Origin of the sequence: Pseudomonas sp. S07E 245, assembly GCF_019599025.1 — a bacterium.
Taxonomy (GTDB): Bacteria; Pseudomonadota; Gammaproteobacteria; order Pseudomonadales; family Pseudomonadaceae; genus Aquipseudomonas; species Aquipseudomonas shirazensis.
Genome location: NZ_CP080625.1, coordinates 4,503,112 through 4,530,109, shown reverse-complemented (window position 1 = coordinate 4,530,109; position 26,998 = coordinate 4,503,112). Strand labels below are relative to the sequence as shown.

The following is a 26,998-nucleotide window of genomic DNA, read 5'->3' as shown; positions in this document are numbered from 1 at the left end:
GCAGTGGGTAGAGTGAGCAAAAACCAGAGGCTACGCCATGTGCCTGATCGTATTTGCCTGGCGGCCGGGGCATGCCCTGCCGCTGATCGTTGCGGCCAATCGTGACGAGTTCTATGCCCGCCCCAGTCAGGCGCTGGGCGCGTGGGACGACGCACCGGGGGTGTACGCCGGGCGCGACCTCGAGGCCGGCGGCAGTTGGCTGGGGATTGGTCCGAACCGGCGCTTCGCGGCGCTGACCAATATCCGTGACCCGCGCCAGCCACAAGGCCTGCGCTCTCGCGGTGAACTGGTGGCTGGTTACCTGCGCGGCGAGCTCGGCGTTGAGCAATACCTTGAGCAGGTGGCTAGCCGCAGCAGCGAGTACTCAGGCTTCAATCTGTTAATTGGCGACGAGCAGCAGCTGGGCTACCTGCACGCCTCTGACGCAGCGCCGCAATTGCTTGAGCCGGGCGTCTACGGGCTGTCCAATGCAAGGCTGGATACGCCGTGGCCGAAGCTGGTGCAGACCCGCCAAGGCCTGCGCGAGCTGCTCGACGAGGCCGACCCGCAGCGGCTGCTGGGTTTGCTTGGCAACGCTCAGCCTGCGCTGGACGCCGATTTGCCGGACACCGGTGTCGGCCTGGCCACCGAGCGGCTGCTGTCGAGCGCATTCATTGCCAGCCAGAACTACGGCACCCGCGCCAGCACGGTGCTGCTTGTGCACAAGTCGGGGCAGCGGCGCATGCTCGAACGCAGCTTTGGTCCCTACGGCGGGCATCTGGGTGAGGTCGAGCTGGCGGTCTGAGCAGAGCCACCAGCATCCTTGGCTTAGAGGGTCTTGTTTGCGCCAGGCCCGATCATCCGCGCCAGGCCGAGGTTCTTCAGCGCCAGCTGCAGCGAGCTGTGGATAACTTGCGGGTTGTCGTGGCTCATGGCGTCGGCCAGCAGTTCCTTGGCCTTGCTCATGTTGACCTGACGCAGCATCCACTTGACCTTGGGCAGGTTGGTGGCGTTCATCGACAGGCTGTCAAAGCCCATCGCCATCAGCAGGATCGCTGCCGCCGGGTCACCGGCCATCTCGCCGCAGATACTCACCGGCTTGCCTTCGGCATGGGCATCGCGCACCACGGTTTGCACGGCTTGCAGCACTGCCGGGTGCAGGTAGTCATACAGGTCGGCGACCCGCGGGTTGTTGCGGTCGACCGCCAGCAGATACTGGGTCAGGTCGTTGGAGCCAACCGAGAGGAAGTCGACCTGACGCGCCAGCTCTTTGGTCTGGTACACAGCTGCCGGGATTTCGACCATCACCCCCACCGGCGGCATCGGTACGTCGGTGCCTTCGTCGCGCACCTCGCCCCAGGCACGGTGGATCAGGTGCAGGGCTTCTTCCAGCTCATGGATGCCGGAGATCATCGGCAACAGGATGCGCAGGTTGTTCAAGCCCTCGCTGGCCTTGAGCATGGCGCGGGTTTGCACCAGGAAGATTTCCGGGTGGTCGAGGGTGACGCGAATGCCGCGCCAGCCGAGAAACGGGTTTTCTTCCTTGATCGGGAAGTACGACAGCGCCTTGTCACCGCCAATGTCCAGGGTGCGCATGGTCACCGGCAGCGGGTGGAAGGCAGCGAGCTGCTCGCGGTAGATCGCCAGCTGTTCCTTTTCGCTGGGGAAGCGCTGCTGGATCATGAACGGCACTTCGGTGCGGTACAGGCCAACCCCTTCGGCGCCGCGTTGCTGCGCCCGGGCCACGTCGGCGAGCAGGCCGGTGTTGACCCACAGCGGCATGCGATGGCCGTCCGGGGTTACGCAGGGCAGCTCGCGCAGTGCGTCCAGGCCTTTGGCAAGTTCGCGCTCTTCTTCGACGACTTCCTTGTACTGCTTGCGCAGCACATCGCTGGGGTTAGTGAAGACTTCGCCCTTGTAGCCGTCGACGATCATTTCGATGCCGTCGACCTTGGAGTACGGCAGGTCGACCAGGCCCATCACCGTCGGGATACCCATCGCCCGGGCCAGAATGGCCACATGCGAGTTACCCGAGCCAAGCACCGAAACCAGACCGGCAAGCTTGCCCTCCGGCACCTCGCCAAGCATCGCGGGCGTCAGCTCTTCACTGACCAGAATGGTGTTTTCGGCGTAGACCAGGGTCTGCGAACGGGCTTCCTGCAAGTAAGCCAACAGCCGCCGGCCAAGGTCCTTGACGTCGGAGGCGCGCTCGCGCAGGTAGTCGTCGTCCATCAGCTCGAAGCGGTTGACGTGCTCGCCGACCACCTGACGCAAGGCGCCCTGGGCCCACTGGCCGGTCTTGATCACTTCGACCACTTCGCCACCAAGGGCAGCGTCTTCGAGCATCATCAGGTAGACGTCGAACAGCGCCCGTTCTTCCGGGCGCAGCTGGGTGGCAAGCTTGGCCGACAGCTTGCGCATGTCGGCGCGCACGCCTTCGAGGGCGTTATTGAACAGTTTCAGTTCGGCGTCGATGTCATCGACGGTCTTGTCCGGCACCACTTCCAGATCGGCGGGCGGCAGCATCACCACCGCGCGGCCTACCGCAGCGCCAGGCGAACCCGGTACGCCGACGAAGCGCGCCTCTTGAATGCCTTTGCCCTGACGGCCCAGGCCACGGATCGAACCGGTCGCTTCGGCGTGGGCGATAACCCCGGCCAGCTGCGCGCTCATGGTTACCAGGAAGGCTTCTTCGCCCTCGTCGAACTGGCGCCGCTCCTTTTGCTGGATGACCAGCACCCCAACCACTCGACGGTGGTGAATGATCGGCGCACCGAGAAACGACGCGTAGCGCTCTTCACCGGTTTCGGCAAAGTAGCGATAACGCGGGTGATCGGCGGCGTTTTCCAGGTTCAGCGGCTCTTCCCGGGTACCGACCAGGCCAACCAGGCCTTCGTTGGGGGCCATGCTGACCTTGCCGATCGAGCGTTTGTTGAGGCCTTCGGAGGCCATCAGCACGAACCGGTTGGTTTCCGGGTCAAGCAAGTAAACCGAGCAGACATGGCTGCCCATGGCTTCCTTGACGCGCAAGACAATGATCCCCAACGCCGTCTTGAGATCTTTGGCGGAGTTCACTTCCTGGACGATCTTGCGCAGCGTATTGAGCATGGCTCGGGGTCGAACTCCGTCGTCAGTCGCGCGTCAGCAGGCGCGGGGCTAGCTCTTTCAGGGCGCGGCGGTAAACCTCGCGTTTGAATGTCACGACCTGGCCCAGCGGATACCAATAGCTGACCCAGCGCCAGCCGTCGAATTCCGGTTTGCCGGTCAGGTCCATACGCACCCGTTGCTCGTTGCTCACCAGGCGTAGCAGGAACCACTTCTGTTTCTGGCCGATACACAATGGCTGGCTGTGCGTGCGCACCAGCCGCTGGGGTAGACGATAACGCAACCAGCCGCGGGTGCAGGCAAGAATTTGCACATCGTCACGCTCCAGGCCGACTTCTTCATTCAGCTCGCGGTACAGGGCATCTTCCGGCGTCTCATCAGGGTTGATACCGCCCTGGGGAAATTGCCAGGCATCCTGGTTGATCCGTCGAGCCCAAAGCACCTGTCCAGCATCATTGGTGAGAATGATACCGACGTTGGGGCGAAATCCATCCGGGTCGATCACGGCAGCAACCTCGAAAACGCATATTGCCGCATTGTTCCACAAAGCTCACAAGCGCAGCAACGCGCCTGCCGTGCTTATGTGCAGCCAGGTGAAATTCCCTGTGAAATGGGGCTGTTGCGGGCTGCCTCAGACCGGCTTGGCGCCCATCAGGCCCGCAATCGAGACAAAGCACACCGCACTGAACACGGCCAGTGCCAAGGTCAGGCGCAGGCTGCCAGGCTCAGCCCGGCGCAAGCGGTTGAGGCGGATCAGCAGCCACCACACACTCAGCGCACCGACGGTGTAGATCACGCTCGAGGCCAACAGCCAGGTCTGCCCCAGCGGCCAGCCGACCAGGTGCACCAGCCACCAGCCGGTGAATGGCATGCTCACCAGGCACACGCCGAGCAACAGCCAGACAAACAGCAGGGGGCGGCGCAGCAACTGGCTATAGACCGCAGCATCGCTGCGCTGGCGCAGCCGCCAGGTGTAGATGGCCAGGCCCAGGGCGCAGGTGAGCAACAGCACGGTGGCGACAACGTGCACGGTCTTCAGGGTGGTCAGGTATTCCATGTGCAGATCCTTGGGTTGCGCGTGCGGGCCTTGGCGCGGCTGGCTGATACAGCACCGCGCCGAGAAGCCTCTCGAGGTCTAGCTTAGCCCCTCAACCCAAAAACAGCCGGTAGGCCGGGTTTTCGCTTTCATCCCAGTACGGGTAGCCGATCTTGGCCAACGCTGCCGGCACCAGATGACGCTCGTCTTCGGGCACCTGCAAGCCGGCCACCACGCGCCCGTCTGCGGCGCCATGGTTGCGGTAGTGGAACATGGAGATATTCCAGCGCCCGCCCAGCTTGGTCAGGAAGTTGAACAGCGCCCCCGGCCGTTCGGGGAACTCGAAGCGCAGCACGATCTCGTCGTGGGCCCGCGCCGAATGGCCGCCAACCATATGGCGGATGTGCAGCTTGGCCAGTTCGTTGTCGGTCAGGTCGATAACCGGGAAGCCTTGCTCGATCAACTGCTGCACCAGCGCGGCGCGCGGGTCGGTATCGGGATGGGTCTGCACGCCGACAAAGATGTGCGCCTCGTCCGAGGTGTGCTTGCGGTAGTTGAATTCGGTTATCTGGCGCTTGCCGATGGCCTCGCAGAAGGCCTTGAAGCTGCCCGGCCGCTCGGGGATGGTCACGGCGATGATCGCTTCGCGCTTCTCGCCCAGCTCGGCGCGCTCGGCCACGTGGCGCAGGCGGTCGAAGTTGACGTTGGCGCCGGAGTCGATGGCGACCAGTGTGTGACCACTGACACCGCTCATTTCCACGTACTTCTTGATCCCGGCAACGCCTAAAGCGCCGGCAGGCTCGGTTATCGAGCGGGTATCGTCGTAGATATCCTTGATCGCCGCGCAGATCTCATCGGTACTGACCGTGATCACCTCGTCCACGTGCAGCTTGCAGATATCAAAGGTGTGCTGGCCGATCTGCGCGACCGCAACGCCATCGGCGAACAGCCCGACTTGCGGCAGCACTACTCGCTCGCCAGCGGCCATGGCCGCCTGCAGGCAGTTGGAGTCGTCCGGCTCGACGCCGATCACCTTGATTTCCGGGCGCAGATATTTGACGTAGGCAGCGATGCCGGCAATCAAACCGCCGCCGCCGACCGGCACAAAGATCGCGTCGAGGCGGCCCGGGTGCTGGCGCAGAATTTCCATGGCCACGGTGCCTTGGCCGGCGATGGTATGCGGGTCATCGTAGGGGTGGATATAGACGAAGCCCTTTTCATCCACCAGCTTGAGCGAATAGGCCAGCGCCTCGGGGAACGAGTCGCCGTGCAGGACGACCTTGCCGCCACGCGAGCGCACGCCTTCGATCTTGATTTCCGGGGTGGTCTTGGGCATCACGATGGTGGCTTTGATGCCCAGCTCGCGCGCAGCCAGGGCCAGGCCCTGGGCATGGTTGCCGGCGGAGGCAGTGACCACGCCACGGGCCAGCTCTTCGGCAGTCAATTGCGCCAGCTTGTTGTACGCCCCGCGGATCTTGAACGAGAACACCGGCTGCAGGTCTTCACGTTTGAGCAGCACCTGATTGTTCAGGCGCTTGCTCAACTGGCCAGCACTGTGCAGCGGCGTTTCGACGGCAACGTCGTACACGCGCGAGGTGAGGATCATCTTGACGTACTGTTCGAGCATCGGGAAAGCATCACTGGCCGCGGGACAAGGCCTGCGAGTCTACCCCAGCGCCACGTCGGCGGACCACAGCAAAGCCGAGGTTTTGCCGGCACTTGCCGCTATACTGTGCGCCTCTCGAAACTCCCCAGCCCCACTCGGAGCCCGCATGACCCAGGACCAACTGAAACAGGCCGTCGCCCAGGCCGCTGTCGATCTCATTCTGCCCAAGCTGGACGACAAGAGCGTCGTTGGCGTCGGCACCGGTTCGACTGCCAACTTCTTCATCGACGCCCTGGCTCAGCACAAAGGCGCCTTCGATGGCGCGGTCGCCAGCTCCGAGGCCACTGCCCAGCGCCTCAAGGGCCATGGCATTCCGGTGTACGAGCTGAACAGCGTCAGCGAGCTGGAGTTCTACGTGGACGGCGCCGACGAGAGCGACGCGCACCTGAACCTGATCAAGGGCGGCGGCGCCGCACTGACCCGCGAGAAGATCGTCGCCGCCGTGGCCAAGACCTTCATCTGCATCGCCGACGGCAGCAAGTTGGTGCCGGTGCTAGGCGAGTTCCCGCTGCCGGTCGAAGTGATTCCGATGGCGCGCAGCCACGTTGCCCGCGAGCTGGTCAAGCTGGGCGGCGACCCGGTCTACCGCGAAGGCGTGCTGACCGATAACGGCAACGTGATTCTGGATGTGCATAACATGCAGATCACAGACCCGGTCGAGCTCGAGCGGCAGATCAACGCCATCGTCGGCGTGGTCACCAACGGCCTGTTCGCCGCGCGCCCGGCCGATGTGCTGCTGCTCGGCACCGCCGAAGGGGTCAAGACTCTCACCGCCGAGTAAACAGCGATGCGCCCACGGCCCCTGTTCAAGGTGGCCGTGGGCTGCGCTACTCAGTCAGCCGGCTGCTTGAACACGTAGAACAGGTTCGGCTCGCTGACCAGATAGATCGTCCCGGCATCATCCATGGCAATCCCCTCCGCCTGCGGCACCGTCTTCTGCAGGCCTTGCGCACCCTTGCGCAGCGACAGCGTACTCAGCGGTTTGCCCTTCACATCCAGCTCCACCACCAGCCGTGATTCATCCGACAGCGCCAGCAGATGGCCGCTGCGCTCATCGAACTGCAGGCTGGACAAGTCCTTCACGAACAACCGCGAATCGCGCTTGCGGTCCTGGTCGACCTGCACCGAATAAGGCTGTTCGGGATTATCGTGGGGGAAGCCGCGCACCTCATAAATTACCATCGGATCGCGCTCCTTGGCCACGAACAGGCGCTTGCCGGCCGAGTCGTAGGCCAGGCCCTCAAAGCCCTTGTTGCCGTTCAGGCCGATGCCCAGGCTGAGCTGCTCGGCGTCGTTGGCGTCGAGAAAGCGCGTGTTGTCATCCAGGCGCACCCGGATCAGCCGTTGCAGGCGCTCGTCGGTAATCACGTAGCTGTTGGGGCCGATGTACTCGACTGCCTCTGGATCACCGAAACCGGTCAACGGCACGCGGCGCAGAATGCGCCCGTCCAACGACAGTTCGATCAGCTCGGAGCGTTTGTTGGTGACGGTAAACAGGGTTTTACGATCAGGGTCGAAGGTCAGCGCCGATACATCGTCATCCAGGCCCTCGATGACCTGTCCTTCAAGCACCACCTTATAACGGTCCAGGCCGATGCTTTGCTCGGCCGGCTGCCACCAGGTCTTGAGGTTGAACCAGCCGCGCTCGAACAGTCGCGATTCATAACCCTTGACGCCGATCGCCAGTAACACGACAACAACTGACAGCAGCAACAGCACAGGCAAGCGGAGATAACGGCGCATGGAGGCAAACTCGGTGAATGGGAGGCAAAGCTAATCACGATCAGCTGAAGACAAGCTTAATGCCATCATTGCCTTTGCCGTTATTTCTTCTTGAAGCGGTAGAACAGATCCGGCTCGCTGACCATGTACAAGGTGCCGTGCTCATCCATGGCCACGCCTTCAGCGCGCGGGATACGGTCTTTGAGACCGTTGAAGCCACCGAGCAGGGTCATGAAGCTGACTTGCCCGCCGGTTTCATCCAGTTCCAGCAGCATGTTCGAATCAGCCGACAGCAGCAGTGTGTGACCGGTACGCGGGTCGATGCTCATGCCCGACAAGTTGCGCAGGTCGAGTTCATCGCTAGGCACTGGCTGTTTGGTACCTGTAAGCGGGCTGCGACCATCGGTGGCCCAGGTGAACAAGCGCGGTGGACGCTCCTCGCCGAACAGCAGACGCTGGCGCAGCGGGTCCCAGGCAACGGCTTCGAAACCCTTGTTCTGATTGGCTGAGTCACCCAGGTCGTAGCTGCGAAAATCCTCACGCTTGAGCTCGCGGGTCTCAGGCCCGACCACAACCAGGGTGAGCTCATGGTTGCGCTCATCGACAATGGCCAGATGGTAACCCTCAAGCACCGCCACGCCTTCCGGGTTGGACCAGCCATGCAACGGCATCTTGCGCAAGACGTCACCGTCCAGCGTCAGCTCGACCAGAAACGGGTTCTTGCCCATCACCGCAAACAGGGTTTTGGTCCGGGGGTTGTAGGCAAGGTCTGAGGCTTCGTCATCGTTCATGCCGGGCAGCACCTTGGCATCGATGTCGGCCGTGTAGTCCGGCAGCCAGATGCTTTCGCTGCGCTCGCCGGTGGTTTCGAAGCGCTCCTTGACCCAGAGCAGGCCACGATCATCCCAGTGCATGGCGAACACCACGCCATAACCGATCACCGCCACGACACCCAGCAAAAAGGGCCAACGCAGGAACAGGCGTCGCTTGCGGGAAGGGGGAGTTGAAGCGCTGGATGACGTCATGGCAGGAGATTCCTGAGACAGCCGAGCAGGGTTTGGCCGCGGCGAATGGGCTTTCGGGTAGCCGCATTATCCAGATCGTTTGTGAAAAAAATGACAAGCCTTGCATAAACATCGCGCTGGCTCCCGCTCTGGGGATTTGCTCCACCATGGAGCCAGCGCGCTAGGCAAACAGCCCCTTAGAGCACCTTGCTCTCGAAGCGGCACACGCCAGGCAGTTCCAGCACCAACTCGTCACCGGCCTCGAACGGGCCGACCCCAGCTGGGGTGCCAGTCAGGATCACATCACCGGCCTGCAGCGAGAACTGCGCGGCCATGTGCTGGATCATCGGCACGATCGGGTTGAGCATCAGCGCGCTGCTGCCGTCCTGGCGCACGGCACCATTGATGGTCAGGCGTACCGGGATGTCGGTGAGGTCGTCGAATGCGCTGGCGGCCACGAACGGCGGCAGTACGCAGGCGCCATCAAAGCTCTTGCTCAGCTCCCACGGCAGGCCCTTTTCCTTGAGTTTGGCCTGTACGTCACGCAGGGTCAGGTCCAGCGCCGGGGCAAAACCGGAGATGGCGTCGAGCACTTCTTCTACCGATGGCTTGGCCGAAAGGGACTTGCCCAGCAGCACGGCGATTTCGGCTTCATAGTGCACCGCCCCACGATCGCTCGGGATCTTGAAGCCGCCCGCCAGAGGCACCACGCAGCTGCCAGGCTTGATGAACAGCAGTGGCTCGCTCGGGATGGGGTTGTCCAGTTCCTTGGCGTGCTCGGCATAATTGCGCCCAATGCAGACCACTTTGCCCAGCGGGAAGTGGATGCGCGTGCCGTCTACATACTGGTGCTGGTAACTCATGGCCGATTCCTTGTGCTGGCTGCTTTTATTCAGGAGCGAAGATCTTACCCGGATTCATGATGCCGTTAGGGTCGAAAACGGCCTTGATTGCCTTCATGCAGGCGATTTCTTGCGCTGAGCGACTGTAACCGAGGTAGTCACGTTTGGTCATGCCGACGCCATGCTCGGCCGAGATCGAGCCGTTGTAGCGCTGGACGATCTCGAACACCCACTTGTTGACCCTGGCGCAGGAGGCGAAGAAATCGTCCTTGCTCATGTCAGCGGGCTTGAGAATGTTCAGGTGCAGGTTGCCGTCGCCGATATGGCCATACCAGACCACTTCATAGTCCGGGTAATGCTCGGCGACCACGGCATCGATCTCACGCAGGAAGGCCGGCACCTTGGAAACGGTGACCGAGATGTCGTTCTTGTACGGCGTCCAGTGCGAGATGGTTTCGGAGATGTACTCGCGCAGTTTCCACAGGTTTTTCAGCTGGGTCTCGCTCTGGCTCATCACCCCATCCAGCACCCAGCCCTGCTCGACGCAGTGCTCGAAGGTAGCCAAGGCGTCATTGGCCGCGTCCTCGTTGCTGGCTTCGAATTCCAGCAGTGCATAGAACGGGCAGGCGGTAGCGAACGGCGGCGGGACATCGCCGCGGCCCATGACCTTGGCCAGGGCCTTGTCGGAGAAGAATTCGAAGGCGGTCAGGTCCAGCCGGCCCTGAAACGCGTGCAGCACCGGCATGATCGAGTCGAAATCAGCGGTGCCAAGAACCATCGCCGTGAGGTTGCGTGGCGCCCGGTCGAGGCGCATGGTCGCCTCGACGACAAACCCCAGGGTGCCCTCGGCACCGATGAACAGCTGGCGCAGGTCATAGCCGGTGGCGTTCTTGATCAGGTCCTTGTTCAGCTCGAGCAGCTCGCCCTTGCCAGTGACGACCTTGATGCCGGCCACCCAGTTGCGGGTCATGCCATAGCGGATCACCTTGATCCCGCCGGCATTGGTGCCGATGTTGCCGCCAATCTGGCTGGAGCCTGACGAAGCAAAGTCGACCGGATAATAAAGACCGTGTTCTTCGGCCAACTGCTGCAACTGACGAGTGATCACGCCAGGCTGGCAGACCACGGTGCGGTCGAACTCATTGAAGGCGAGCACCTGGTTCATGGCGTCGAAGGCCACCACCACTTCACCGTTGGCAGCGACAGCCCCGGCGGACAGGCCAGTGCGGCCACCGGAGGGCACCAGCGCAACTTGATGGCGATTGGCCCAGGCGACGATGGCCTGCACTTGCTCGATGGTCTTGGGCAGCACAATCGCGCTTGGCGCAGGCGGGTAATGCTTGGTCCAGTCCTTGCCGTATGCCTCCAGCGAAGCAGGGTCGGTAAGCACCTTGCCAGGGTCGACCAGGGTCAGCAGCTCTTCCATTACCGCAGGATGGGTCATCGCCGGAACTCTCGACTTATTCATAGTCACCCTGAGCACTCTTCACCTGTCGGTGGGAGCTCAGATTGTGTCGCGTATGCTAGCATAGCCCTCCCGCTGTTCGTGCTAAGGCCGACGCCGCGCCGCTTCACCTCCTCGCCATTATTTCTCCGGGATACAGGTTTACGCAGATGAGCAAGACTTCTCTCGACAAGAGCAAGATCCGGTTCCTTCTTCTTGAAGGTGTGCATCAGAACGCGGTCGATACCCTCAAGGCTGCCGGCTACACCAACATCGAGTATCTGACCGGTTCAATACCCGAAGCCGAGCTCAAGGAAAAGATCGCCGACGCGCACTTCATTGGTATCCGCTCGCGGACCCAACTGACCGAAGAAATCTTCGACTGCGCGAAGAAGCTGGTGGCGGTAGGTTGTTTCTGCATCGGCACCAACCAGGTCGACCTCGGCGCTGCTCGCGAGCGCGGCATTGCCGTGTTCAACGCGCCTTACTCGAACACCCGTTCGGTGGCCGAGCTGGTCCTGGCCGAAGCGATCCTGCTGCTGCGCGGCATCCCCGAGAAAAACGCTGCCTGCCACCGCGGCGGCTGGATCAAGAGCGCGGCCAACTCGTTCGAGATTCGCGGCAAGAAGCTCGGCATCGTCGGCTACGGCTCGATCGGCACCCAGCTGTCGGTATTGGCCGAAAGCGTCGGCATGCAGGTGTACTTCTACGACCCGCTGACCAAGCTGCCGCTGGGCAACGCCACGCAGGTGGCTAGCCTCAACGAACTGCTGGGTCTGGCTGACATCGTCTCCCTGCACGTCCCTGAGCTGCCATCGACCCAGTGGATGATCGGCGAGAAAGAAATCCGCGCGATGAAAAAGGGCTCGATCCTGATCAACGCCGCCCGCGGTACTGTGGTCGAGCTGGAAAGCCTGGCCAACGCGATCAAGGACAAGCACCTGATCGGCGCCGCCATCGACGTATTCCCGGTGGAGCCGCGCTCCAACGATGACGAGTTCGAAAGCCCGCTGCGTGGCCTGGACAACGTCATCCTCACCCCGCACATCGGTGGCTCGACTGCCGAAGCGCAGGCCAACATTGGCCTGGAAGTCGCCGAGAAGCTGGTCAAGTACAGCGACAACGGTACTTCGGTGTCGTCGGTCAACTTCCCGGAAGTGGCCCTGCCGGCCCACCCAGGCAAGCACCGCCTGCTGCACATCCACGAAAACATCCCGGGCGTGCTCAGCGAGATCAACAAGGTCTTCGCCGAAAACGGAATCAACATCTCCGGTCAGTTCCTGCAGACCGACGAGAAGGTTGGCTACGTGGTGATCGACGTCGATGCCGAGTATTCGGATCTGGCTCAGGAAAAACTGCAGCACGTGAAGGGCACTATCCGCTCGCGCGTACTGTTCTGAGCTTGATTGCAGGCTGAAGATATTGGGGCCGCCTTGCGACCCTTCGCGGTTAAACCCGCTCCCACAGCAAACCTTGTGGGAGCGGGTTTAACCGCGAAGGGCCGCAAAGCGGCCCCATTTACTTCACTTAACGGTAACGGTAATTTTCTGCGACTCAACGCTAGGCTTGAACGGCACATGATACTTGTCGCCCAGCACCAACTGCAGCGTGTGCTTGCCTGGTGTCAGGGTGATGGTCGCTTCAGTCTGCGCCTTGCCGAAATGCAGCACCTGCGGCCCAGCCGGCAGCGGCGCGTTGTTTTCCGGCATAAGGCTGGTCGGCAGCGGTGTATCGCTCAGTGGCTGCTTGTCGACATCTACCAGCAAGTGGTGGTGGCCGCTATGCGGAGTCTGGTCGCCAGCGGGTTTCAGCGCCATGCCTTCGATGGCAAACTTGACGGTAAAGGTCTTGTCGACCGTGGCACCATCCGCCGGGGAAACAATGAAGACCTTGGCATCCTTCGGCGGCTCCTGGCTTTGCAGGGCATCCGCTGCACTGGCCAGTACCGACGCCCCCATGAGCAGACCGGCAACGGCAGCACGCGAAAATAGGCTGTTCATTCACTTCTCCTGTGATTCACTTCATTGACCGCCGCCAGGTAACGATCGGCAGCGGAGCATCAACATAGTCCAAATGTGGCCCGAGGTGTCTGGGCCCGCTGTCACAAATAATTTATCAGCGGTTTAAACATTAGGAGAGACCCACGGTCATAGCCAGCGTTCGACCGCCACCACAAATAAAGCAGCGGCGAATGAAATTTACCTGCTGAACAAGAAGGGATACTCATGCGTTTGACCATTGGCGTACTGCTGACAGTACTGATCAGTCCGTTGGCCCAGGCCGAGCTGATAGACGAAATCAACGACCGGGGCGAACTGCGCATTGCCGTGCAAGCCGATACACCGCCTTATGCCTTCAAGCAGGACAAACACCTGGCGGGCTTCGATGTCGAGCTGGGCCAGGCCCTGGCCAAGGAGCTGGACCTGCGTGCCGAGTTCATCGAAACCCCCGCAGAACAGATATTGCCCGAGGTCGAGAGCGGCAAGAGCGATGTTGCCCTGAGCCAGCTGCGCGCTGCGCAGAAGGTCGACGCGGCACTGGATGTCAGCCAGCCGTTTGGCAGTGACAAGCTGGTAATCCCGTTCCAGAAAGACAACCCGGCCTTCGAGAGCGCAGTGAACAACGCCCTGCAGCGGATCAAGGATGACGGCAGGCTGGCGGACCTTGAAAAGAAATGGCTCAAGGGTGAGAGACCTACCGCCGGCCAGTAACCTGCTGATGACATCTCAGTGGTCGAGGGCTGCCAGCGCCTGCTGCGCCTCGGCCAACTGCAGCTCGCTGAACACCAGCACGCCTTCGCGGCGCAGCAGCGCAGTAGTCACGCCCTGCCCCGCCACTTTGACCCCGCTGAAGCTGCCGTCGTAGGTCAGTTGGTTACCGCAGGAGGGGCTGCCGGACTTGAGTACGGCGACCCGGATGCCGTGCCGACGCACCAGCGCCAGGGCGATCTGCGCACCCGCCAGAAACGCCGCACTGACGTCCTCGCCCGACACCGTAATCACCTGCGCCTGCCCGTCGAGCACCTGCGCGCCCTGCCCGCCGGGGATTTCTGCAGGTGGCCGCGGGGTCGGCAAGCCGCCAGCTACCTCCGGGCACAGCGCTACCACACGACCCTCGGCCTGCCAGCCTTGCAGCACGTCCGGATGGCCACTGGCACGCCCGTCGTAGCGCACCGGCTGGCCCAGCAGACACGCGCTGACCAAAACCGGCGACAATTCAGAACGGCTCATTGCCACGCCTACGGAACCAACCCGTCAACGACAAGCGCTCACGCCCGGCCGCCAGCACTTCGTGGGGCACGTCGCCGGACAGAAACACCACCAGTGTGCCCGCTGTCGGCGCTACGTCATGCACGCGCTGGTCATCGAGGAACATGCGCAACTCGCCGCCGTCGCCGGGCTGCCAGTCCTGATTGAGATAGATCACAGCCGACACGGCGCGGCGGTCGTCATCGCGAAAGCGGTCCAGATGGCGCCGATAGAACGCCCCCGGCGGATACAGGGCGAAATGGCATTCGTAATCTTCAAGGCCGATGAACAAGCCCTGATTGATTGCCTGACGCAGCGCGTCCATGGTGTCCAGGTAACGGTCGCAAGCGCTCGACTCGCCAGGCTCCAGCCAGCGGATGTGATCGCCACGGATCGCCTCGCGAACCTCTAGCGTGCCGCCACGGCCAACCCCGGCAGGGTTGAGCTGGCCGTCGCCGGCGCGCCGCCGGCATTCAGCGGCCAGCGCGCTGACCAGCTCGGCCGGCAAAAAGTCGGCCTGCTGCGACCAGCCCTGGCTGGCCAGGTCATCGACAATCGCGGACAGCTTGGAAACATCGGAAGTAATGTGCATGGCGCATCATAGCCATTCGCCCAGGCCCCCTCCAGCGCCACTTGGCTGACCGGCGTCATTGCGTCTCGACAAACTCCCACTGCGCCACGGACAATAGCGCACTGCCGACAGGAGTCCTGAATGCGCCGTTTGTTTTCCCTGCTGTTGCTGATGATCTGCACCATGCCTGTCTGGGCAGACAGCCTCGATCAGCTGTACAAGGCCGCAGGCTGGCCCGACCAGCGCGCCCATTTCAATGATGCCGTGAGTGCTGCCCAACAGCGCTACCGCAACAGCCTGCCGCCTGCGGTTTACCAGGCGCTGGTGAGCAACAGCAACCAACGCTTCCAGGCCCAGGCCATGGACCAGCGCGCACAGGCGCAGCTACGCAGCAAGCTGGCCAACCCGGCGCCAGCCTTGGCGTTCTTCAATTCGCCGTTGGGGCGCAAAGTGGTGGCCGCCGAGTTGCTCGCCACACGCAAGGACCAGTTGGCCAAGAACGCCAAAGGCCTGCCCAAGCTGCAGGTCAGCGACACCCGGCAACTGATCATGGGCCACCTGGCCCAGGCCCTGCCCGCGCGCGAAGCCGGCGCCGAAGTCAGCCTGGCGATCGCCGGCGTGGCTGCCGACAGCCTCAGCTCGATGATCCCAGGGCTGTTTGGTGGCGGTCAGGCGCAAGGGTTGCTCGACGGCCAGCGCCAGCGCCTGATGAACCAGATCGGCGAAGACCTCAACAACACCTTGCTCTACGTCTACCGCGAGCTCAGCGATGCCGAACTGGAAGAGTTCGCCAACTTCGCCGAATCCGCCGACGGCCAGGCGTACTACCAGGCGGCACTGGCGGCAGTGCGTGCGGGGCTTGCGGTCGGCCAGAACGGCAATCAGCTCAAGTAATCAGCCCAGCCGCTGGCTGATGAAATCGAGGTAGCGCTGACGGGTTGCCGGCAGTTCATTGGCCAGATGATGGCGCGCCTCTGGCAGCAGCAGGATCTGCGGATCAGCGAACTTGGCCTTGAGCACCTTGAGGTTGTAACGCCAGTCGACCGTGCCATCCGCCTCGCCCTGCACGATCAACGGCCTGCGCGTGCTCGGCGGCGCCGCCTCGATCCGCTTGACCCAGCTCATCAGCGCACCTACCCAGGCAGTCGGCAAGCGCCGTGGTTGCAGCGGGTCGGCCTGCAGAAACGGCAGAAACGCCGGGTCGTTGCTGTTTTCGCTGAACTGGCGCTGGATGCCGTTGACGAAGTGGCGCAGCAACCGATAGCTGAGCTTGGACCAGTGCCACGCCCGCGGCCGCACCAGCGGTGCCAGCAGGATCAGCTCACCATCGACCGGGCTGTGTTCGCCGGCATGCAGCACGTGATCGACCGCGATCGCGCCACCGGTGCTCTGCCCGCATAGATGCCACGGGCGTGGCAGCTCCAGCTCGCGGGCCTGGCCGAACAGCGCCACCAGTGTCTGCTGATAAAGCCCGAAGTCACTGATGCTGGCCCGCTCGCCACTGGACAGACCATGCCCGGGCAAATCACAGCTGACCACCGCAAAGCCCTTGCTCAGTGCCCACTCGATGACATGCCGGTACAGCCCCATGTGGTCATAGTAGCCGTGCAGCACGAACAGCGTCGCCACCGGCTGCGGCGGCAGCCAGGCCTGACCGACCAGCTCGAAACCGCCCGCCTCGAAGCTGCCGAGCAAACGCTGCACAGGCAGATCCAGGCCATAGAAGCGCTGGTACGCAAGCGCCTGGGCAGATAACGGCTGGCGGCTCGACAATGGTGCGAGGCCGCTGCGCAGGTCGACGTTGAAAGGAGCAGGCATCGGCAAAATCCGCGAACAAGTATTGATCTGGGATATTCAGCTCAAGCGCGGCGCATGGCAAGCTGGGCGCCCCTCCAACTCATTGCAAAAAGCGAGTGCCGCAGCTGCGGGCCCCCCATGAAAAAGCTGTCGACCTTGGCCATCACCCTGCTCTGCGCCGCCGTGCTCTGGTGGGCTTACGACAGTTTCCAGTCACGTTATCTGCGCCCGTTCGCCAATCAGGCCACGCTGTTCGATGGTAGCCAGTTGCGCCTGCCCGCCGAGCTTGCCGGCCCCGGGGCGATCCGTGTGGTGCATTTCTGGGACCCGGCCTGCCCGTGCAACGTCGGCAACCAGCAACATCTGAGCGAACTGGTCGAACAGTTCACGCCGCAGGGAGTGAGTTTCTATCTGCTGCAAAAGCCCGCCAGCCATGGCGCGCTGCCGGCCAACCTGGCCGCGCTCAAGGTCCTGAGCGAGCTGCCCGGCAGTGCCAGCCTGCCCGCCAGCCCTGCGGTGGCGATCTGGGACCGCCAGGGCCGACTGGCCTACTTCGGCCCGTACAGCGAAGGCGCCGTGTGCAACTCAAGCAACAGCTTCATCGAGCCTATCCTCAAGGCTTTGCTCGAGAACCGCAATGTCAGCGCCTCCAACACCCTCGCGGTCGGCTGTTACTGCCCTTGGGCTGACTGACGCTCGCGGGCCGGATTGCCCACCACAACCGCACCGGCGGCGACATCGCGGGTAACCACGCTACCAGCACCAATCACCGCGTCATCACCGATGGTGACCCCCGGCAGAATGATCGCACCGCCACCGATCCAGACGTTGTTGCCGATGTGCACCGGGCGCCCGCTTTCCAGGCCGGTGCGGCGCACGTCCGGGTCGAGCGGATGATCGGCGGTGTAGATCTGCACCGACGGCGCGATCTGGCAGTCGTGGCCAATGTGTACCGGCAGCACGTCGAGGATCACGCAGCTGAAGTTGATGAAGGTGTTGGCGCCGATACTGATGTTGTAGCCATAGTCGCAGTAGAACGGCGGGCGGATGATCACGCCCTCGCCGACTGCGGCAAGATGCTCGGCCAGCAATGTATGGCGGCTGAGCTTGAGCTGCTCGTCGCTGCCGTTGTAGCGGTCCATCCACTGCTTGTTGCTGCGTTGCTCAGCCTGCAACTCGGGGCAGCCTGCGTGATAGAGCTGGCCGCTGAGCATCTTCTGTTTTTCGCTGAGGGACATGCAGACTCCTTTGGGGGCTATGCTGGTGGCGCGATTCGGTCAATGATCTGACAACCGTTTGCGTTGATATGCACAAGGAGTTCTGATGAAACGCAGCTTGTCCGTGCTGGTCGTGGTGATTGCCGTGGCCGCTGCCGGCGGTTACTGGTATGTCCACAGCAAGCAGCCCCAACGCCACGGCGAACTGAGCCTGCGCGGCCTGCAAGCGCCGGTCAACGTGCGCTACGACGAGCGCGGCGTGCCGCACATCCAGGCGCAGAGCGAAGCCGACCTGTACCGCGCGCTGGGCTATGTGCACGCCCAGGACCGGCTGTTCCAAATGGAGATCATGCGCCGCCTGGCCCGTGGCGAGCTGGCCGAAGTGCTCGGCAGCAAGCTGGTCGCCACCGATACCCTGTTCCGCAGCCTGCGCATCCGCGAGCAGGCCGCCCGCATGGTCCAGCGTCAGGATCGCCAAGGCCCCGCCTGGCAAGGTTTGCAGGCCTATCTGGATGGGGTCAACCAATGGCAGGCCAGCCACCCCAAGCCGGTCGAGTTCGACCTGCTCGGTATCACCCCACGCCCCTTCAGCGCCGAAGACACCCTGAGCATCGCCGGGTATCTGGCCTACAGCTTCGCCGCCGCGTTTCGCACTGAACCGGCGCTGACCTACATCCGCGATCAGCTCGGCGCCGATTACCTGAACATCTTCGACCTGGAATGGCAGCCCGAAGGCGCCCTCGCCCCGCGCCTGGCAGCCGCCGACTGGCGCAGCCTCGAGCAACTGGCCAGCGCCAGCCAGGATGCTCTGGCCGCCGCCGGCCTGCCGCAGTTCGAGGGCAGCAATGCCTGGGCAGTTTCAGCCAGCCGCACCCGTAGCGGCCGCCCGCTGCTGGCCGGCGACCCACATATCGGCTTTGCCGTGCCGGCGGTGTGGTATGAGGCCGAGCTGGCGGCGCCGGGTTTTGAGTTGTATGGCTACTTCCAGGCACTCAACCCGTTTGCCCTGCTCGGCCACAACCGCGATTTCGGCTGGAGCCTGACCATGTTCCAGAACGACGACGTCGACCTGATTGCCGAGCGCAGCAACCCGGCCAATCCCGAACAGGTGATGATCGACGGCCAGTGGCAAACCCTGCAGCGCAGCCAGCAGCAGATCGCGGTCAAGGACGCAGCGCCGGTCGAGATCACCCTGCGCAGCTCGTCCCACGGGCCGATCGTCAACAGCGTGCTCGGCGAAACGGCGGGACCCACGCCGATTGCCATGTGGTGGGCGTTTCTGCAAACCGAAAACCCGATTCTTGAGGGCTTCTACCAGCTCAACCGCGCCGACAGCCTGAACAAGATGCGCCTGGCAGCGGTGAAGATTCAGTCGCCCGGGCTGAACCTGGTGTGGGCCAATGCCGCTGGCGACATCGGCTGGTGGGCGGCGGCGCAGTTGCCAATCCGCCCGGAGGGGGTCAACCCGGCGTTTATTCTCGACGGCAGCAGCAGCCAGGCAGACAAGCTTGGCTTCTACCCCTTCAGCCTCAACCCGCAGCAGGAAAATCCAGCCAGCGGTTACATCGTCTCGGCCAACTTTCAGCCACCGGCCTCGATCACGGTGCCGGGTTACTACAACCTTGCCGACCGCGGCCGCCAGCTTGACCGGCAACTGGCCAACCCGCAGATCAAGTGGGACACAGACAACAGCCAGGCGCTGCAACTGGACACCGTCAGCGACTACGGCCCACGCCTGCTCGCGCCATTGCTGGCGACCCTGCGCGAAGCTGCCGAGGGCGTGCAGGAGCAGGAGCTGGTCGAGCAATTGGCAGCCTGGCGCGGTGACTACCCGCTGGATTCGACCAGCGCGACCCTGTTCAACCAGTTTCTGTACGAGTTGGCCCATGCCGCACTGCATGATGAGCTGGGCGATACCTGGTTCACGATGCTGCTCAACACCCGCGCCATCGATGCCGCCCTTCCCCGACTTGCAGCTGATCCGCAATCACCCTGGTGGAGCCAGCGCGGGACCAGTCAACCTGCAGGGCGCAGTGCGGTGGTGCGCGAGGCCTGGCACAAGACGTTGGCCCACCTGGGCGAAACCTTTGGCGCCGACCCGGCCAACTGGCAATGGGGCAAGGCGCATACCCTGATCCATAACCATCCGCTGGGCGTGCAGAAGCCGCTCAACCTGCTGTTCAACGTCGGCCCGTTTGCCGCGCCGGGCACCCACGAGGCGCCGAACAACCTCTCGGCCAAGATCGGCCCCGCGCCATGGCCTGTGACCTATGGGCCTTCGACCCGGCGAATCATCGACTTCGCCGACCCCGCCCAGGCATTGAGCATCAACCCGCTCGGCCAGAGCGGCGTGCCGTTCGACCGGCATTATCGCGATCAGGCCGAGGACTACATCGAAGGCCGTTATCAGCGGGCGCAGCTGGGCGTGATCCCGGCGCGCAGTACCTTGCGCCTGCTGCCTGCCGAATAGCCTTTCGCAGAAACAAAAACGCCGACGCAAATGCGTCGGCGTTTTTTTCAGGGCAGTCAGCGTGCAAATCAGAACGCTGGCAGTACCGCACCGCTGTATTTCTTAGCGATGAAGGCTTTCACTTCCGGGCTGGTCAGCGCTTTGGCCAGTTTCTGCATGGCATCGCTGTCCTTGTTGTCCGGGCGAGCCACCAGGAAGTTGACGTACGGCGAGTCGCTACCTTCGATGATCAAGGCGTCCTTGGCCGGGTTCAGACCTGCTTCTAGGGCGTAGTTGGTGTTGATCATGTCCAGGTCAACCTGGTCCAGCACGCGCGCCAGCATGGCCGATTCAAGTTCCTTGAACTTGAGGTTCTTTGGGTTCTCGGCGATGTCTTTCGGCGTGGCCAGGGCGTTTTTCGGGTCTTTCAGGGTGATCAGGCCAGCCTTCTGCAGCAGGATCAGGGCGCGGCCGCTGTTGCTGCCCTCGTTGGGGATGGCAACGGTAGCGCCGTCTTTCAGCTCGCTGAGGTTCTTGATCTTCTTCGAGTAGCCGCCGAAGGGTTCAACGTGGACACCGATCACGGTGACCAGGTTGGTGCCTTTACCTTCGTTGAAGCTCTTCAGGTACGGCAGGGTCTGGAAGTAGTTGGCATCCAGGCGCTTCTGATCGACCTGCACGTTCGGTTGCACGTAGTCGGTGAAGACCTTGATCTCCAGATCGACACCTTCCTTGGCCAGGGTCGGCTTGATCAGTTCGAGGATCTCGGCGTGCGGCACCGGGGTGGCAGCGACTACCAGTTTCTCGGCCGCATGGGCAACGCCAGTCAGCGCCAGGGCAGCAGCCAGGGCCGCAGTCAGCAGGGATTTCTTCATGGTGATCCTTAAGTAAGCTGAGCCATCGGCGACGGCAATATGGGGTGCCCGGCGCAAGCTGCGCTGGGCGTGAAGCGGACGATACCGGGATTTTATATTCCGGAACAATATCTTTTGATTAGCTGCTTATATCAAAAAGCATTGGCCATCATCGACTTCGCTTATTAGCCACACGATCGACTATTCGAGTGCCGCCAATGCTGACTCGAGCAACTGGCGCAGGGCTGCGCTGGTGTGCGGCTCCCGGCTATGACCGAGCTGGCTCAGTCGCGCCGCCAGGCTGGCCAGCGGTGCGGTGTCGGGCAGGTCGAGTTGCTCGGCGAGGATCTCGTCGCCATCGCTCACCAGCAGGGCGAAATGGATGACGTTTTCCAGCTCGCGGGTATTGCCCGGCCAGGTATGCGCCTCCAGCGCTTGCTGGGCCAGGTCGCTGATCAGTGGCACCGGCCGCTCCAGCCGGGCGCTGTAGATGCCGACGAAGTACTCGGCCAACGGCAGGATATCGCCTACCCGCTCACGCAGTGCCGGCAGTTCCAGCTCGCCCTCGTGCAGGTACAGGTAGAGCCGCTCGTTGAAGCGCCCGGCCGCCACGGCCAGGGCCAGGTCAATGCTCGAAGCGGCAACCAGGCGCACGTCGACCGGCTGCGGCTGCTGCGCACCGACCCGGGTCACTTCACGGTTTTCCAGCGCGGCGAGCAACTTGGCCTGAATCGCCAACGGCAGGTCGGCAATCTCATCCAGGTACAGCGTGCCGCCATTGGCCGAACCAAACCAACCGGCCCGGCTGCTGGCGGTGCCGCCGTGGCTGCCGGCGCTGTAGCCGAACAGTTCGGCATCGGCGTAGGTATGGCTGATGGCGGCGCAGTTGACCGAAACGAACAGGCCGGCGCGGTCGCTGGCGCGATGGATCTGCCGCGCCAGCAGCTCCTTGCCGGTGCCGGTTTCGCCACGGATCAGCACCGGCAGCGGCTGCACTGCCAGACGCTCCAGGTCTCGGCGCAGCTGCTGCGAGCGCGGGTCGACAAACACCAGCGCCTTGGCGCGAATGCTCAGCGGGCTTTTATCCAGCTCGGGGAAGGTCAGCAGCGGCTGGCCGAAAGGGGCGTGCAAGGTCATGACAAACTCCCGCCGGGCCATCAGCAGCCGGGCGTCTCAGGCATTCTGTGGATAACTGCCGGGTCAGGCGCGCCGTAGCGTGCGCTGCTCGATCCGGCTTTGCAGGCGGTACAGGTAGGCAAAGCCCTGCTCCCAGCGCTCATGCCCGGACTTGACGTTGATATGCCCGGCATTGGCCAACAGGCCCGCCTCGGCCGCCCATTCCTGGGCCAGATACAGCGCCCGCGGCACGCTCACCGCTGGGTCGTTGTCCGAGCTCACTACCTGGCTGGCAAACGGCAGTGCCTGCAGCGGGATCGGCGCGAAGTTGCGCAGCGCCGGCGCGCAGGTTGGCCGTTCGACATCCGCCGGTGCCACCAGCAAGGCGCCACGTACCCGTGCGAGCAAGGCCGGGCTGGCCGCAGCGGCCCAATGGGCAACGGTGATGCAGCCCAGGCTGTGGGCAATCAGGATTACCGGCGTACTGTCGGCGGCAATCGCCTGCTCCAGCGCCTGCACCCAATCGCGCCGCTGCGGCGTCAGCCAGTCGGCCTGCTCGACCCGAGCGCTGTTGGGCAGGCTGCGCTGCCAGTGGCTTTGCCAATGATTGTCTGGCGATCCTTGCCAGCCCGGCACAATCAGGTAACGAATTGACTCATTGCGCATGGGGACGCCTCCAGGAAGTTTGCGTGCTTGTTGACCAGTATAGGGAGCGGGATATATCCGTAAAGGAATAAGAAGCTATTTATTTATAACCAATTTACGTTCCGCAAATAAAAAAAGGGCCACCCCCCTGCCATGAGGTATGGCCCTGAAGCACTTGCCTGAAGAGGGTACGACGGGCTCTAGCGTGCGGTTATCACCGCCAGCTTGGTGATCCCGGCGCGTTCGATGGCCGCCATGGCGCGGGCTACTTCACCGTAATTGACGCCATCGTCGGCCTGCAGCTGCACTCGCACCTCGGCGTCCTTGAGCTTGGCCGCCTTGAGGTTGCTTTCGAGCAGGTCTGGCTGGATCTCGTCCTTGTTGATGAACAGCTTGCCGCCACCATCGATGCTGACCACCAGCGGGTCTTTCTGCTCGACCGGGGCCACGGCTTCGGTCTTGGGCAGGTTGATCGGTATGGCGTTGGTCAGCAGCGGTGCGGTGACGATGAACACCACCAGCAGCACCAGCATGACGTCGACCAGTGGCGTGACGTTGATTTCACTGAGGACTTCGTCGTTGTCCTGGGTTGAAAAGGCCATATCAGGACGCCTCTTTCACGGGCTGGGTGAAGCCGGCCTGAGGCTTGTGTGCAGTCGGGTGGACCAGCACGCGGAAGGCGCTCTTCTGGGCCAGGCTGTAGAAGTCATGGGCAAAGTCATCGAGGTCGGCAGCGGTCAGCTTGAGCCGGCGCAGGAAGTAGTTGTAGACCAGCACCGCCGGCACCGCGACGGCAATACCAACGCCGGTTGCAACCAGTGCCGCACCGATCGGCCCGGCCACGGTTTCGAGGCTGGCCGAACCTGCCGCACTGATGCCCTTGAGCGCTTCCATGATGCCCCACACGGTGCCGAACAGACCGATGAAGGGCGAGGTGCTGCCGATACTGGCGACTACAGCAAGGCCGGTTTCCAGCGAGCGCCGTTCACGCACGATCTGCTGGCGCAGGGCACGTTCGAGGCGGTCCTGATGGTTGATCGACTGGCTAAGGTCGCTGGCATGGCCAGGCTCACCCACGGCGATGGCGGCGTACCCGGACTGCGCCACACGGGCGGCCGGGCCTGGCAGTTCGTGGCTGAGCTCGGCTGCCGAGTCGAGGCTGGAGGCAGCCCAGAACTGCTTGTGGAAGCGTTTGTCCTGGTTCTTCAGGCGCACGAACTGTACAGCCTTGATCAGCGCCAGGCCCCAGGTGGCGACAGAGAACACAACCAGCAGCCAGATCACGGCTACTTCAACGGACTCGAGGGGAGATGCGGATGCCAGCAGGCTCATGATGAAGTCTTCCTATGTTCGGTCGGTATACGGTTCAGGTGCATGTTCAGGGGTGTAATCAGCGCAGCTTGAAGTCGATCGGCACACTTACCCAGCCGGACTGGGCGACATCGCCCTGCTTGGCCGGGACAAAGCTCCAGCGCTTGACGGCCGCCAGTGCGGCGTCGTCGAGGGCCGGACGGCCACTGCTTTTCTGAATCTGGATCTGGCCGGGCTTGCCGCTGGCCATGACCTCGACCCGCAGCAGCACGGTGCCTTCCCAGCCGCGGCGCTGGGCCATCTGCGGGTATTCCGGCGCCGGGTTCTTCAGGTAGGCAGCGTTGGCCGACGGCGGCGTGACCGGCGCTGGCGCCGGTGGAGCTGGCGCTGGCGCAGGTGCTGCAACTGGCGGCGGCGGAGTTTCCACCGGTTTCGGCACGGGCTTGGCGACAGGCTTTGGCAGCGGCTTGGGTTTCGGTTTAGGCACAGGCTTGGGTGCAGGTTTGGCCGCCAGCTCATCGACTACCGGCGGCGGTGGCGGCTCGACTACCGGAGGCGCTGGTGCAGGCGGTGGCGGTTCGACCACGGGCGGGGCCGGTGCGGCAAACTCGATGGTCATGGGTGGGATCTGCGGTGGCACGACCGGTAACGGCGGGGTCGGGCTCTGGCTGATCCAGTACGCCGCCGCGCCATGCAACGCCACTACCAGCAGGGCCAAGGCCCATTTGTCGCGGCGCTTGAGGCCGCTGACCGGCGTGCGTTGCAGGCGCAGCTGGCCGAGCGGCAGACGAAGCGTGCGTCCAAGCTCGACCAGGTCGCCCGGGGCCGGGCGCCATGGCTGGTCGTAGGCCCTGACGGCCGTATGGACATTACCCATTGATCAAACTCCTGGGGTCTCGATTCATGGCTGAATCATCGGTGCCAGACGCTTATCTCTGAAAGTAATGTTTAAACGTAAACTTAGAATTTTATTGAATATTGGTATTAGGGGGAAGGCCGCAGCCCGCGTGGTTCGTGGGCTGGCCGTGATGGCGGGGATTTTGATGCCTGGGCGGCATTTGAAATATTCCTGGAAGGCATTGGTCTTGCGGGGGATGGGGCTGCTTTGCAGCCCCAGAATGGATCAGATATCAGCCACCTTCTGCCAAACCTTGGGCCGGAAGAACAACGTCTCGCCCCGCGCCAGCCCGGTCAGGCTGTCATGGTCCTTGACCACCTCGGCTTCGATCAGCTCGCTCTGCCCTTCCACCTTCAAGGTCACCCGCGTGGTCGCGCCCAATGGCCGAATATCACGCACCTCGGCCGCATGGTGGCCTTCGGTTTCATGCCGCGACAACGACACCTCGTGTGGGCGGAACAGCACATGGTTGCCTTCACTCAGGCTCATGCGGTTGGAGTCACCAAGGAAGTGATAGACGAAGTCGTTGGCTGGCTTTTCATAGACCTCACCCGGCGAGCCGATCTGCTCGATCACGCCCTTGTTCATCACCACGATGCGGTCGGCGACTTCCATCGCTTCTTCCTGGTCGTGGGTAACGAATACCGAGGTCAGGTTGATGTCTTCGTGCAGCCGCGCCAGCCAGCGGCGCAGCTCTTTACGCACCTTGGCATCCAGCGCACCGAACGGCTCGTCGAGCAGCAGTACCTTGGGCTCGACCGCCAGGGCGCGAGCCAGAGCGATACGCTGACGCTGGCCGCCGGACAGCTGCTCGGGGTAACGGTCGGCCAGCCAGTCGAGCTGGACCATGTTCAACAGCTCATGGACCTTCTCGGCGATGCGGCTTTCGCTCGGCCGCTCGCCCTTGGGCTTCATGCGCAGGCCGAAGGCGACGTTGTCGAACACGCTCATGTGGCGGAACAGCGCGTAATGCTGGAACACGAAGCCGACGTTGCGATCACGCACGTCATGCCCGGAGACATCTTCGCCATGGAAAACGATGCTGCCATCGTCCGGCGTTTCGAGGCCGGCGATGATCCGCAGCAGGGTGGTCTTGCCGCAGCCCGACGGGCCGAGCAGAGCCACCAGCTCGCCGCTGTTGATATCCAGGTTGATGTTGTCCAGAGCCTGGAAGCTGTTGAAGCGCTTGCTGACGTTACGAACTTCGATCGACATGAATTATTCCTCCGCTGCGCTTTGGCGCAGACGGTTAATACGGTTCTCGCTCCACTGCTTGAGCAGCAGGATGAAGAGCGCCAGGATCAGCAGCAAGCTCGCCACGCTGAACGCCGCGACGTGGTTGTATTCGTTGTAGAGGATTTCGACGTGCAGCGGCAAGGTGTTGGTAACCCCGCGGATATGCCCGGAGACCACCGACACCGCACCAAACTCGCCCATCGCTCGCGCAGTACACAGCACCACGCCGTAGATCAGGCCCCATTTGATGTTGGGCAGGGTCACGTGCCAGAACATCTGCCAGCCATTGGCGCCAAGCAGACGCGCGGCCTCTTCTTCTTGAGTGCCCTGCTCTTGCATCAGCGGGATCAGCTCACGGGCCACGAATGGCACGGTAACGAAGATGGTCGCCAGGACGATGCCCGGCAAGGCGAACACGATCTGGATGTCGTGATCCTGCAGCCACGGCCCGAAGAAGCCTTGCGCGCCGAACATCAGCACATAGACCAGACCGGCGATTACCGGCGACACCGAGAACGGCAGGTCGATCAAGGTCACCAGGATGCTCTTGCCGGCAAAGTTGTACTTGCTCACGCACCACGCCGCACTGACCCCGAACAGCAGGTTCAGCGGCACCGAAATGGCCACCGCGAGCAAAGTCAGCCTGAGCGCCGACAGTGCATCGGGCTCGAAGATCGCCTCGAAGAACGTACCGAAGCCGTTCTTCAGCGCTTGGGAAACCACGATCACCAGCGGCAACAGCAGAAACAGCGCAAACACCAGCCAGGCCGAAATGATCAGCACCCGCCGTGAGGTGGCGCTGCCGCGGCGGGCGGCGTTGGCGGCGGCCGTTGCGCCTAGAGTTGAAGCAGACATGGG

28 protein-coding genes are annotated in these 26,998 nt (G+C 62.9%); 7 read left to right on the top strand and 21 right to left on the bottom strand.

Annotated elements, in window-relative coordinates:
* Positions 1 to 37: 37 nt before the first annotated feature.
* Positions 38 to 784, top strand: a complete 747-nt coding sequence (locus K3F44_RS20895; RefSeq protein WP_220632891.1) for an NRDE family protein — start codon at positions 38 to 40, stop codon at positions 782 to 784.
* Positions 785 to 807: 23 nt separating this feature from the next.
* Here K3F44_RS20895 and ptsP read toward each other — a convergent pair whose 3' ends face one another.
* The 4 genes from ptsP to ilvA all read right to left on the bottom strand — a co-directional run bounded on the left by ptsP (position 808) and on the right by ilvA (position 5,747).
* Positions 808 to 3,087, bottom strand: a complete 2,280-nt coding sequence (gene ptsP, locus K3F44_RS20890; protein ID WP_150570401.1) for a phosphoenolpyruvate--protein phosphotransferase — start codon at positions 3,085 to 3,087, stop codon at positions 808 to 810.
* A gap of 22 nt (positions 3,088 to 3,109) precedes the next feature.
* The gene (locus tag K3F44_RS20885) at positions 3,110 to 3,589 is read right to left on the bottom strand and encodes an RNA pyrophosphohydrolase (protein ID WP_101315386.1); all 480 of its coding nucleotides are present in this window, start codon (positions 3,587 to 3,589) and stop codon (positions 3,110 to 3,112) included.
* Positions 3,590 to 3,715: 126 nt separating this feature from the next.
* On the bottom strand, positions 3,716 to 4,141 hold the full coding sequence (locus tag K3F44_RS20880) for a DUF2269 domain-containing protein (protein WP_150570402.1): 426 nt from the start codon (positions 4,139 to 4,141) through the stop codon (positions 3,716 to 3,718).
* A gap of 91 nt (positions 4,142 to 4,232) precedes the next feature.
* Positions 4,233 to 5,747, bottom strand: coding sequence for a threonine ammonia-lyase, biosynthetic (gene ilvA / locus K3F44_RS20875; protein ID WP_101315383.1), 1,515 nt, complete (start codon positions 5,745 to 5,747; stop codon positions 4,233 to 4,235).
* Between the two features lie 145 nt (positions 5,748 to 5,892).
* Between ilvA and rpiA the strand changes: the two genes are divergently transcribed.
* Complete coding sequence (gene rpiA, locus K3F44_RS20870) at positions 5,893 to 6,567, top strand: ribose-5-phosphate isomerase RpiA (RefSeq protein ID WP_101315381.1); 675 nt, start codon at positions 5,893 to 5,895, stop codon at positions 6,565 to 6,567.
* A gap of 50 nt (positions 6,568 to 6,617) precedes the next feature.
* On the opposite strand, the gene K3F44_RS20865 is transcribed toward rpiA, so the two are convergent.
* The 4 genes from K3F44_RS20865 to K3F44_RS20850 all read right to left on the bottom strand — a co-directional run bounded on the left by K3F44_RS20865 (position 6,618) and on the right by K3F44_RS20850 (position 10,798).
* Complete coding sequence (locus tag K3F44_RS20865) at positions 6,618 to 7,529, bottom strand: SdiA-regulated domain-containing protein (protein ID WP_150570404.1); 912 nt, start codon at positions 7,527 to 7,529, stop codon at positions 6,618 to 6,620.
* Positions 7,530 to 7,609: 80 nt separating this feature from the next.
* A complete protein-coding gene (locus tag K3F44_RS20860; protein WP_220632890.1) occupies positions 7,610 to 8,533 on the bottom strand; it encodes an SdiA-regulated domain-containing protein in 924 nt (307 codons plus the stop codon).
* A gap of 176 nt (positions 8,534 to 8,709) precedes the next feature.
* Complete coding sequence (locus K3F44_RS20855) at positions 8,710 to 9,375, bottom strand: fumarylacetoacetate hydrolase family protein (protein WP_101315375.1); 666 nt, start codon at positions 9,373 to 9,375, stop codon at positions 8,710 to 8,712.
* A gap of 25 nt (positions 9,376 to 9,400) precedes the next feature.
* The gene (locus K3F44_RS20850; RefSeq protein ID WP_220632889.1) at positions 9,401 to 10,798 is read right to left on the bottom strand and encodes an FAD-binding oxidoreductase; all 1,398 of its coding nucleotides are present in this window, start codon (positions 10,796 to 10,798) and stop codon (positions 9,401 to 9,403) included.
* 170 nt (positions 10,799 to 10,968) lie between these two features.
* Between K3F44_RS20850 and serA the strand changes: the two genes are divergently transcribed.
* The gene (gene serA / locus K3F44_RS20845) at positions 10,969 to 12,198 is read left to right on the top strand and encodes a phosphoglycerate dehydrogenase (protein WP_101315371.1); all 1,230 of its coding nucleotides are present in this window, start codon (positions 10,969 to 10,971) and stop codon (positions 12,196 to 12,198) included.
* 123 nt (positions 12,199 to 12,321) lie between these two features.
* On the opposite strand, the gene K3F44_RS20840 is transcribed toward serA, so the two are convergent.
* Positions 12,322 to 12,798 carry a DUF4399 domain-containing protein gene (locus K3F44_RS20840; RefSeq protein ID WP_101315369.1) on the bottom strand — a complete coding sequence of 159 codons (477 nt, stop codon included), beginning with the start codon at positions 12,796 to 12,798 and terminating at the stop codon, positions 12,322 to 12,324.
* A gap of 225 nt (positions 12,799 to 13,023) precedes the next feature.
* On the opposite strand from K3F44_RS20840, the gene K3F44_RS20835 reads away from it, so the two are divergent.
* Positions 13,024 to 13,509, top strand: coding sequence for a transporter substrate-binding domain-containing protein (locus K3F44_RS20835; protein WP_220632888.1), 486 nt, complete (start codon positions 13,024 to 13,026; stop codon positions 13,507 to 13,509).
* 15 nt (positions 13,510 to 13,524) lie between these two features.
* On the opposite strand, the gene K3F44_RS20830 is transcribed toward K3F44_RS20835, so the two are convergent.
* Both K3F44_RS20830 and K3F44_RS20825 read right to left on the bottom strand, forming a co-directional pair.
* Positions 13,525 to 14,028: a DUF523 domain-containing protein gene (locus K3F44_RS20830; protein ID WP_150573037.1), complete on the bottom strand. Its 504-nt coding sequence runs from the start codon at positions 14,026 to 14,028 to the stop codon at positions 13,525 to 13,527.
* Complete coding sequence (locus K3F44_RS20825) at positions 14,015 to 14,638, bottom strand: 2OG-Fe(II) oxygenase (RefSeq protein ID WP_101315362.1); 624 nt, start codon at positions 14,636 to 14,638, stop codon at positions 14,015 to 14,017. Before K3F44_RS20825 ends, K3F44_RS20830 begins: the two co-directional genes overlap by 14 nt.
* A gap of 120 nt (positions 14,639 to 14,758) precedes the next feature.
* On the opposite strand from K3F44_RS20825, the gene K3F44_RS20820 reads away from it, so the two are divergent.
* Positions 14,759 to 15,511, top strand: coding sequence for a DUF2059 domain-containing protein (locus tag K3F44_RS20820; RefSeq protein ID WP_101315360.1), 753 nt, complete (start codon positions 14,759 to 14,761; stop codon positions 15,509 to 15,511).
* On the opposite strand, the gene K3F44_RS20815 is transcribed toward K3F44_RS20820, so the two are convergent.
* Positions 15,512 to 16,435: an alpha/beta hydrolase gene (locus tag K3F44_RS20815; protein WP_150573039.1), complete on the bottom strand. Its 924-nt coding sequence runs from the start codon at positions 16,433 to 16,435 to the stop codon at positions 15,512 to 15,514. It abuts the gene before it with no gap.
* A gap of 117 nt (positions 16,436 to 16,552) precedes the next feature.
* Between K3F44_RS20815 and K3F44_RS20810 the strand changes: the two genes are divergently transcribed.
* A complete protein-coding gene (locus tag K3F44_RS20810; protein ID WP_101315356.1) occupies positions 16,553 to 17,107 on the top strand; it encodes a DUF6436 domain-containing protein in 555 nt (184 codons plus the stop codon).
* Here the strand turns inward: K3F44_RS20810 and K3F44_RS20805 are convergent.
* Positions 17,086 to 17,652 carry a sugar O-acetyltransferase gene (locus tag K3F44_RS20805; RefSeq protein ID WP_150573040.1) on the bottom strand — a complete coding sequence of 189 codons (567 nt, stop codon included), beginning with the start codon at positions 17,650 to 17,652 and terminating at the stop codon, positions 17,086 to 17,088. The genes K3F44_RS20810 and K3F44_RS20805 overlap by 22 nt on opposite strands.
* Positions 17,653 to 17,737: 85 nt before the next feature.
* Between K3F44_RS20805 and K3F44_RS20800 the strand changes: the two genes are divergently transcribed.
* On the top strand, positions 17,738 to 20,101 hold the full coding sequence (locus K3F44_RS20800; protein WP_220632887.1) for a penicillin acylase family protein: 2,364 nt from the start codon (positions 17,738 to 17,740) through the stop codon (positions 20,099 to 20,101).
* A gap of 68 nt (positions 20,102 to 20,169) precedes the next feature.
* Here the strand turns inward: K3F44_RS20800 and K3F44_RS20795 are convergent, their stop codons facing one another.
* From K3F44_RS20795 to cysW, 8 genes are all read right to left on the bottom strand, one after another.
* On the bottom strand, positions 20,170 to 20,955 hold the full coding sequence (locus K3F44_RS20795) for a MetQ/NlpA family ABC transporter substrate-binding protein (RefSeq protein ID WP_101315350.1): 786 nt from the start codon (positions 20,953 to 20,955) through the stop codon (positions 20,170 to 20,172).
* Positions 20,956 to 21,135: 180 nt separating this feature from the next.
* On the bottom strand, positions 21,136 to 22,071 hold the full coding sequence (locus K3F44_RS20790) for a sigma 54-interacting transcriptional regulator (RefSeq protein WP_101315348.1): 936 nt from the start codon (positions 22,069 to 22,071) through the stop codon (positions 21,136 to 21,138).
* A 63-nt stretch (positions 22,072 to 22,134) separates the two neighbouring features.
* Entirely contained in the window at positions 22,135 to 22,716 is a 582-nt protein-coding gene (locus K3F44_RS20785) for an alpha/beta hydrolase (RefSeq protein ID WP_150570412.1), read from the bottom strand.
* A gap of 179 nt (positions 22,717 to 22,895) precedes the next feature.
* A complete protein-coding gene (locus K3F44_RS20780) occupies positions 22,896 to 23,297 on the bottom strand; it encodes a biopolymer transporter ExbD (protein WP_101315343.1) in 402 nt (133 codons plus the stop codon).
* 1 nt (position 23,298) lies between these two features.
* On the bottom strand, positions 23,299 to 24,027 hold the full coding sequence (locus tag K3F44_RS20775) for a MotA/TolQ/ExbB proton channel family protein (RefSeq protein ID WP_101315341.1): 729 nt from the start codon (positions 24,025 to 24,027) through the stop codon (positions 23,299 to 23,301).
* Between the two features lie 58 nt (positions 24,028 to 24,085).
* Positions 24,086 to 24,883: an energy transducer TonB gene (locus K3F44_RS20770; RefSeq protein ID WP_220632886.1), complete on the bottom strand. Its 798-nt coding sequence runs from the start codon at positions 24,881 to 24,883 to the stop codon at positions 24,086 to 24,088.
* Between the two features lie 246 nt (positions 24,884 to 25,129).
* Positions 25,130 to 26,119, bottom strand: coding sequence for a sulfate/molybdate ABC transporter ATP-binding protein (locus K3F44_RS20765; protein ID WP_101315337.1), 990 nt, complete (start codon positions 26,117 to 26,119; stop codon positions 25,130 to 25,132).
* Between the two features lie 3 nt (positions 26,120 to 26,122).
* The gene (gene cysW / locus K3F44_RS20760) at positions 26,123 to 26,995 is read right to left on the bottom strand and encodes a sulfate ABC transporter permease subunit CysW (RefSeq protein WP_101315335.1); all 873 of its coding nucleotides are present in this window, start codon (positions 26,993 to 26,995) and stop codon (positions 26,123 to 26,125) included.
* Between the last annotated feature and the right edge of the window lie 3 nt (positions 26,996 to 26,998).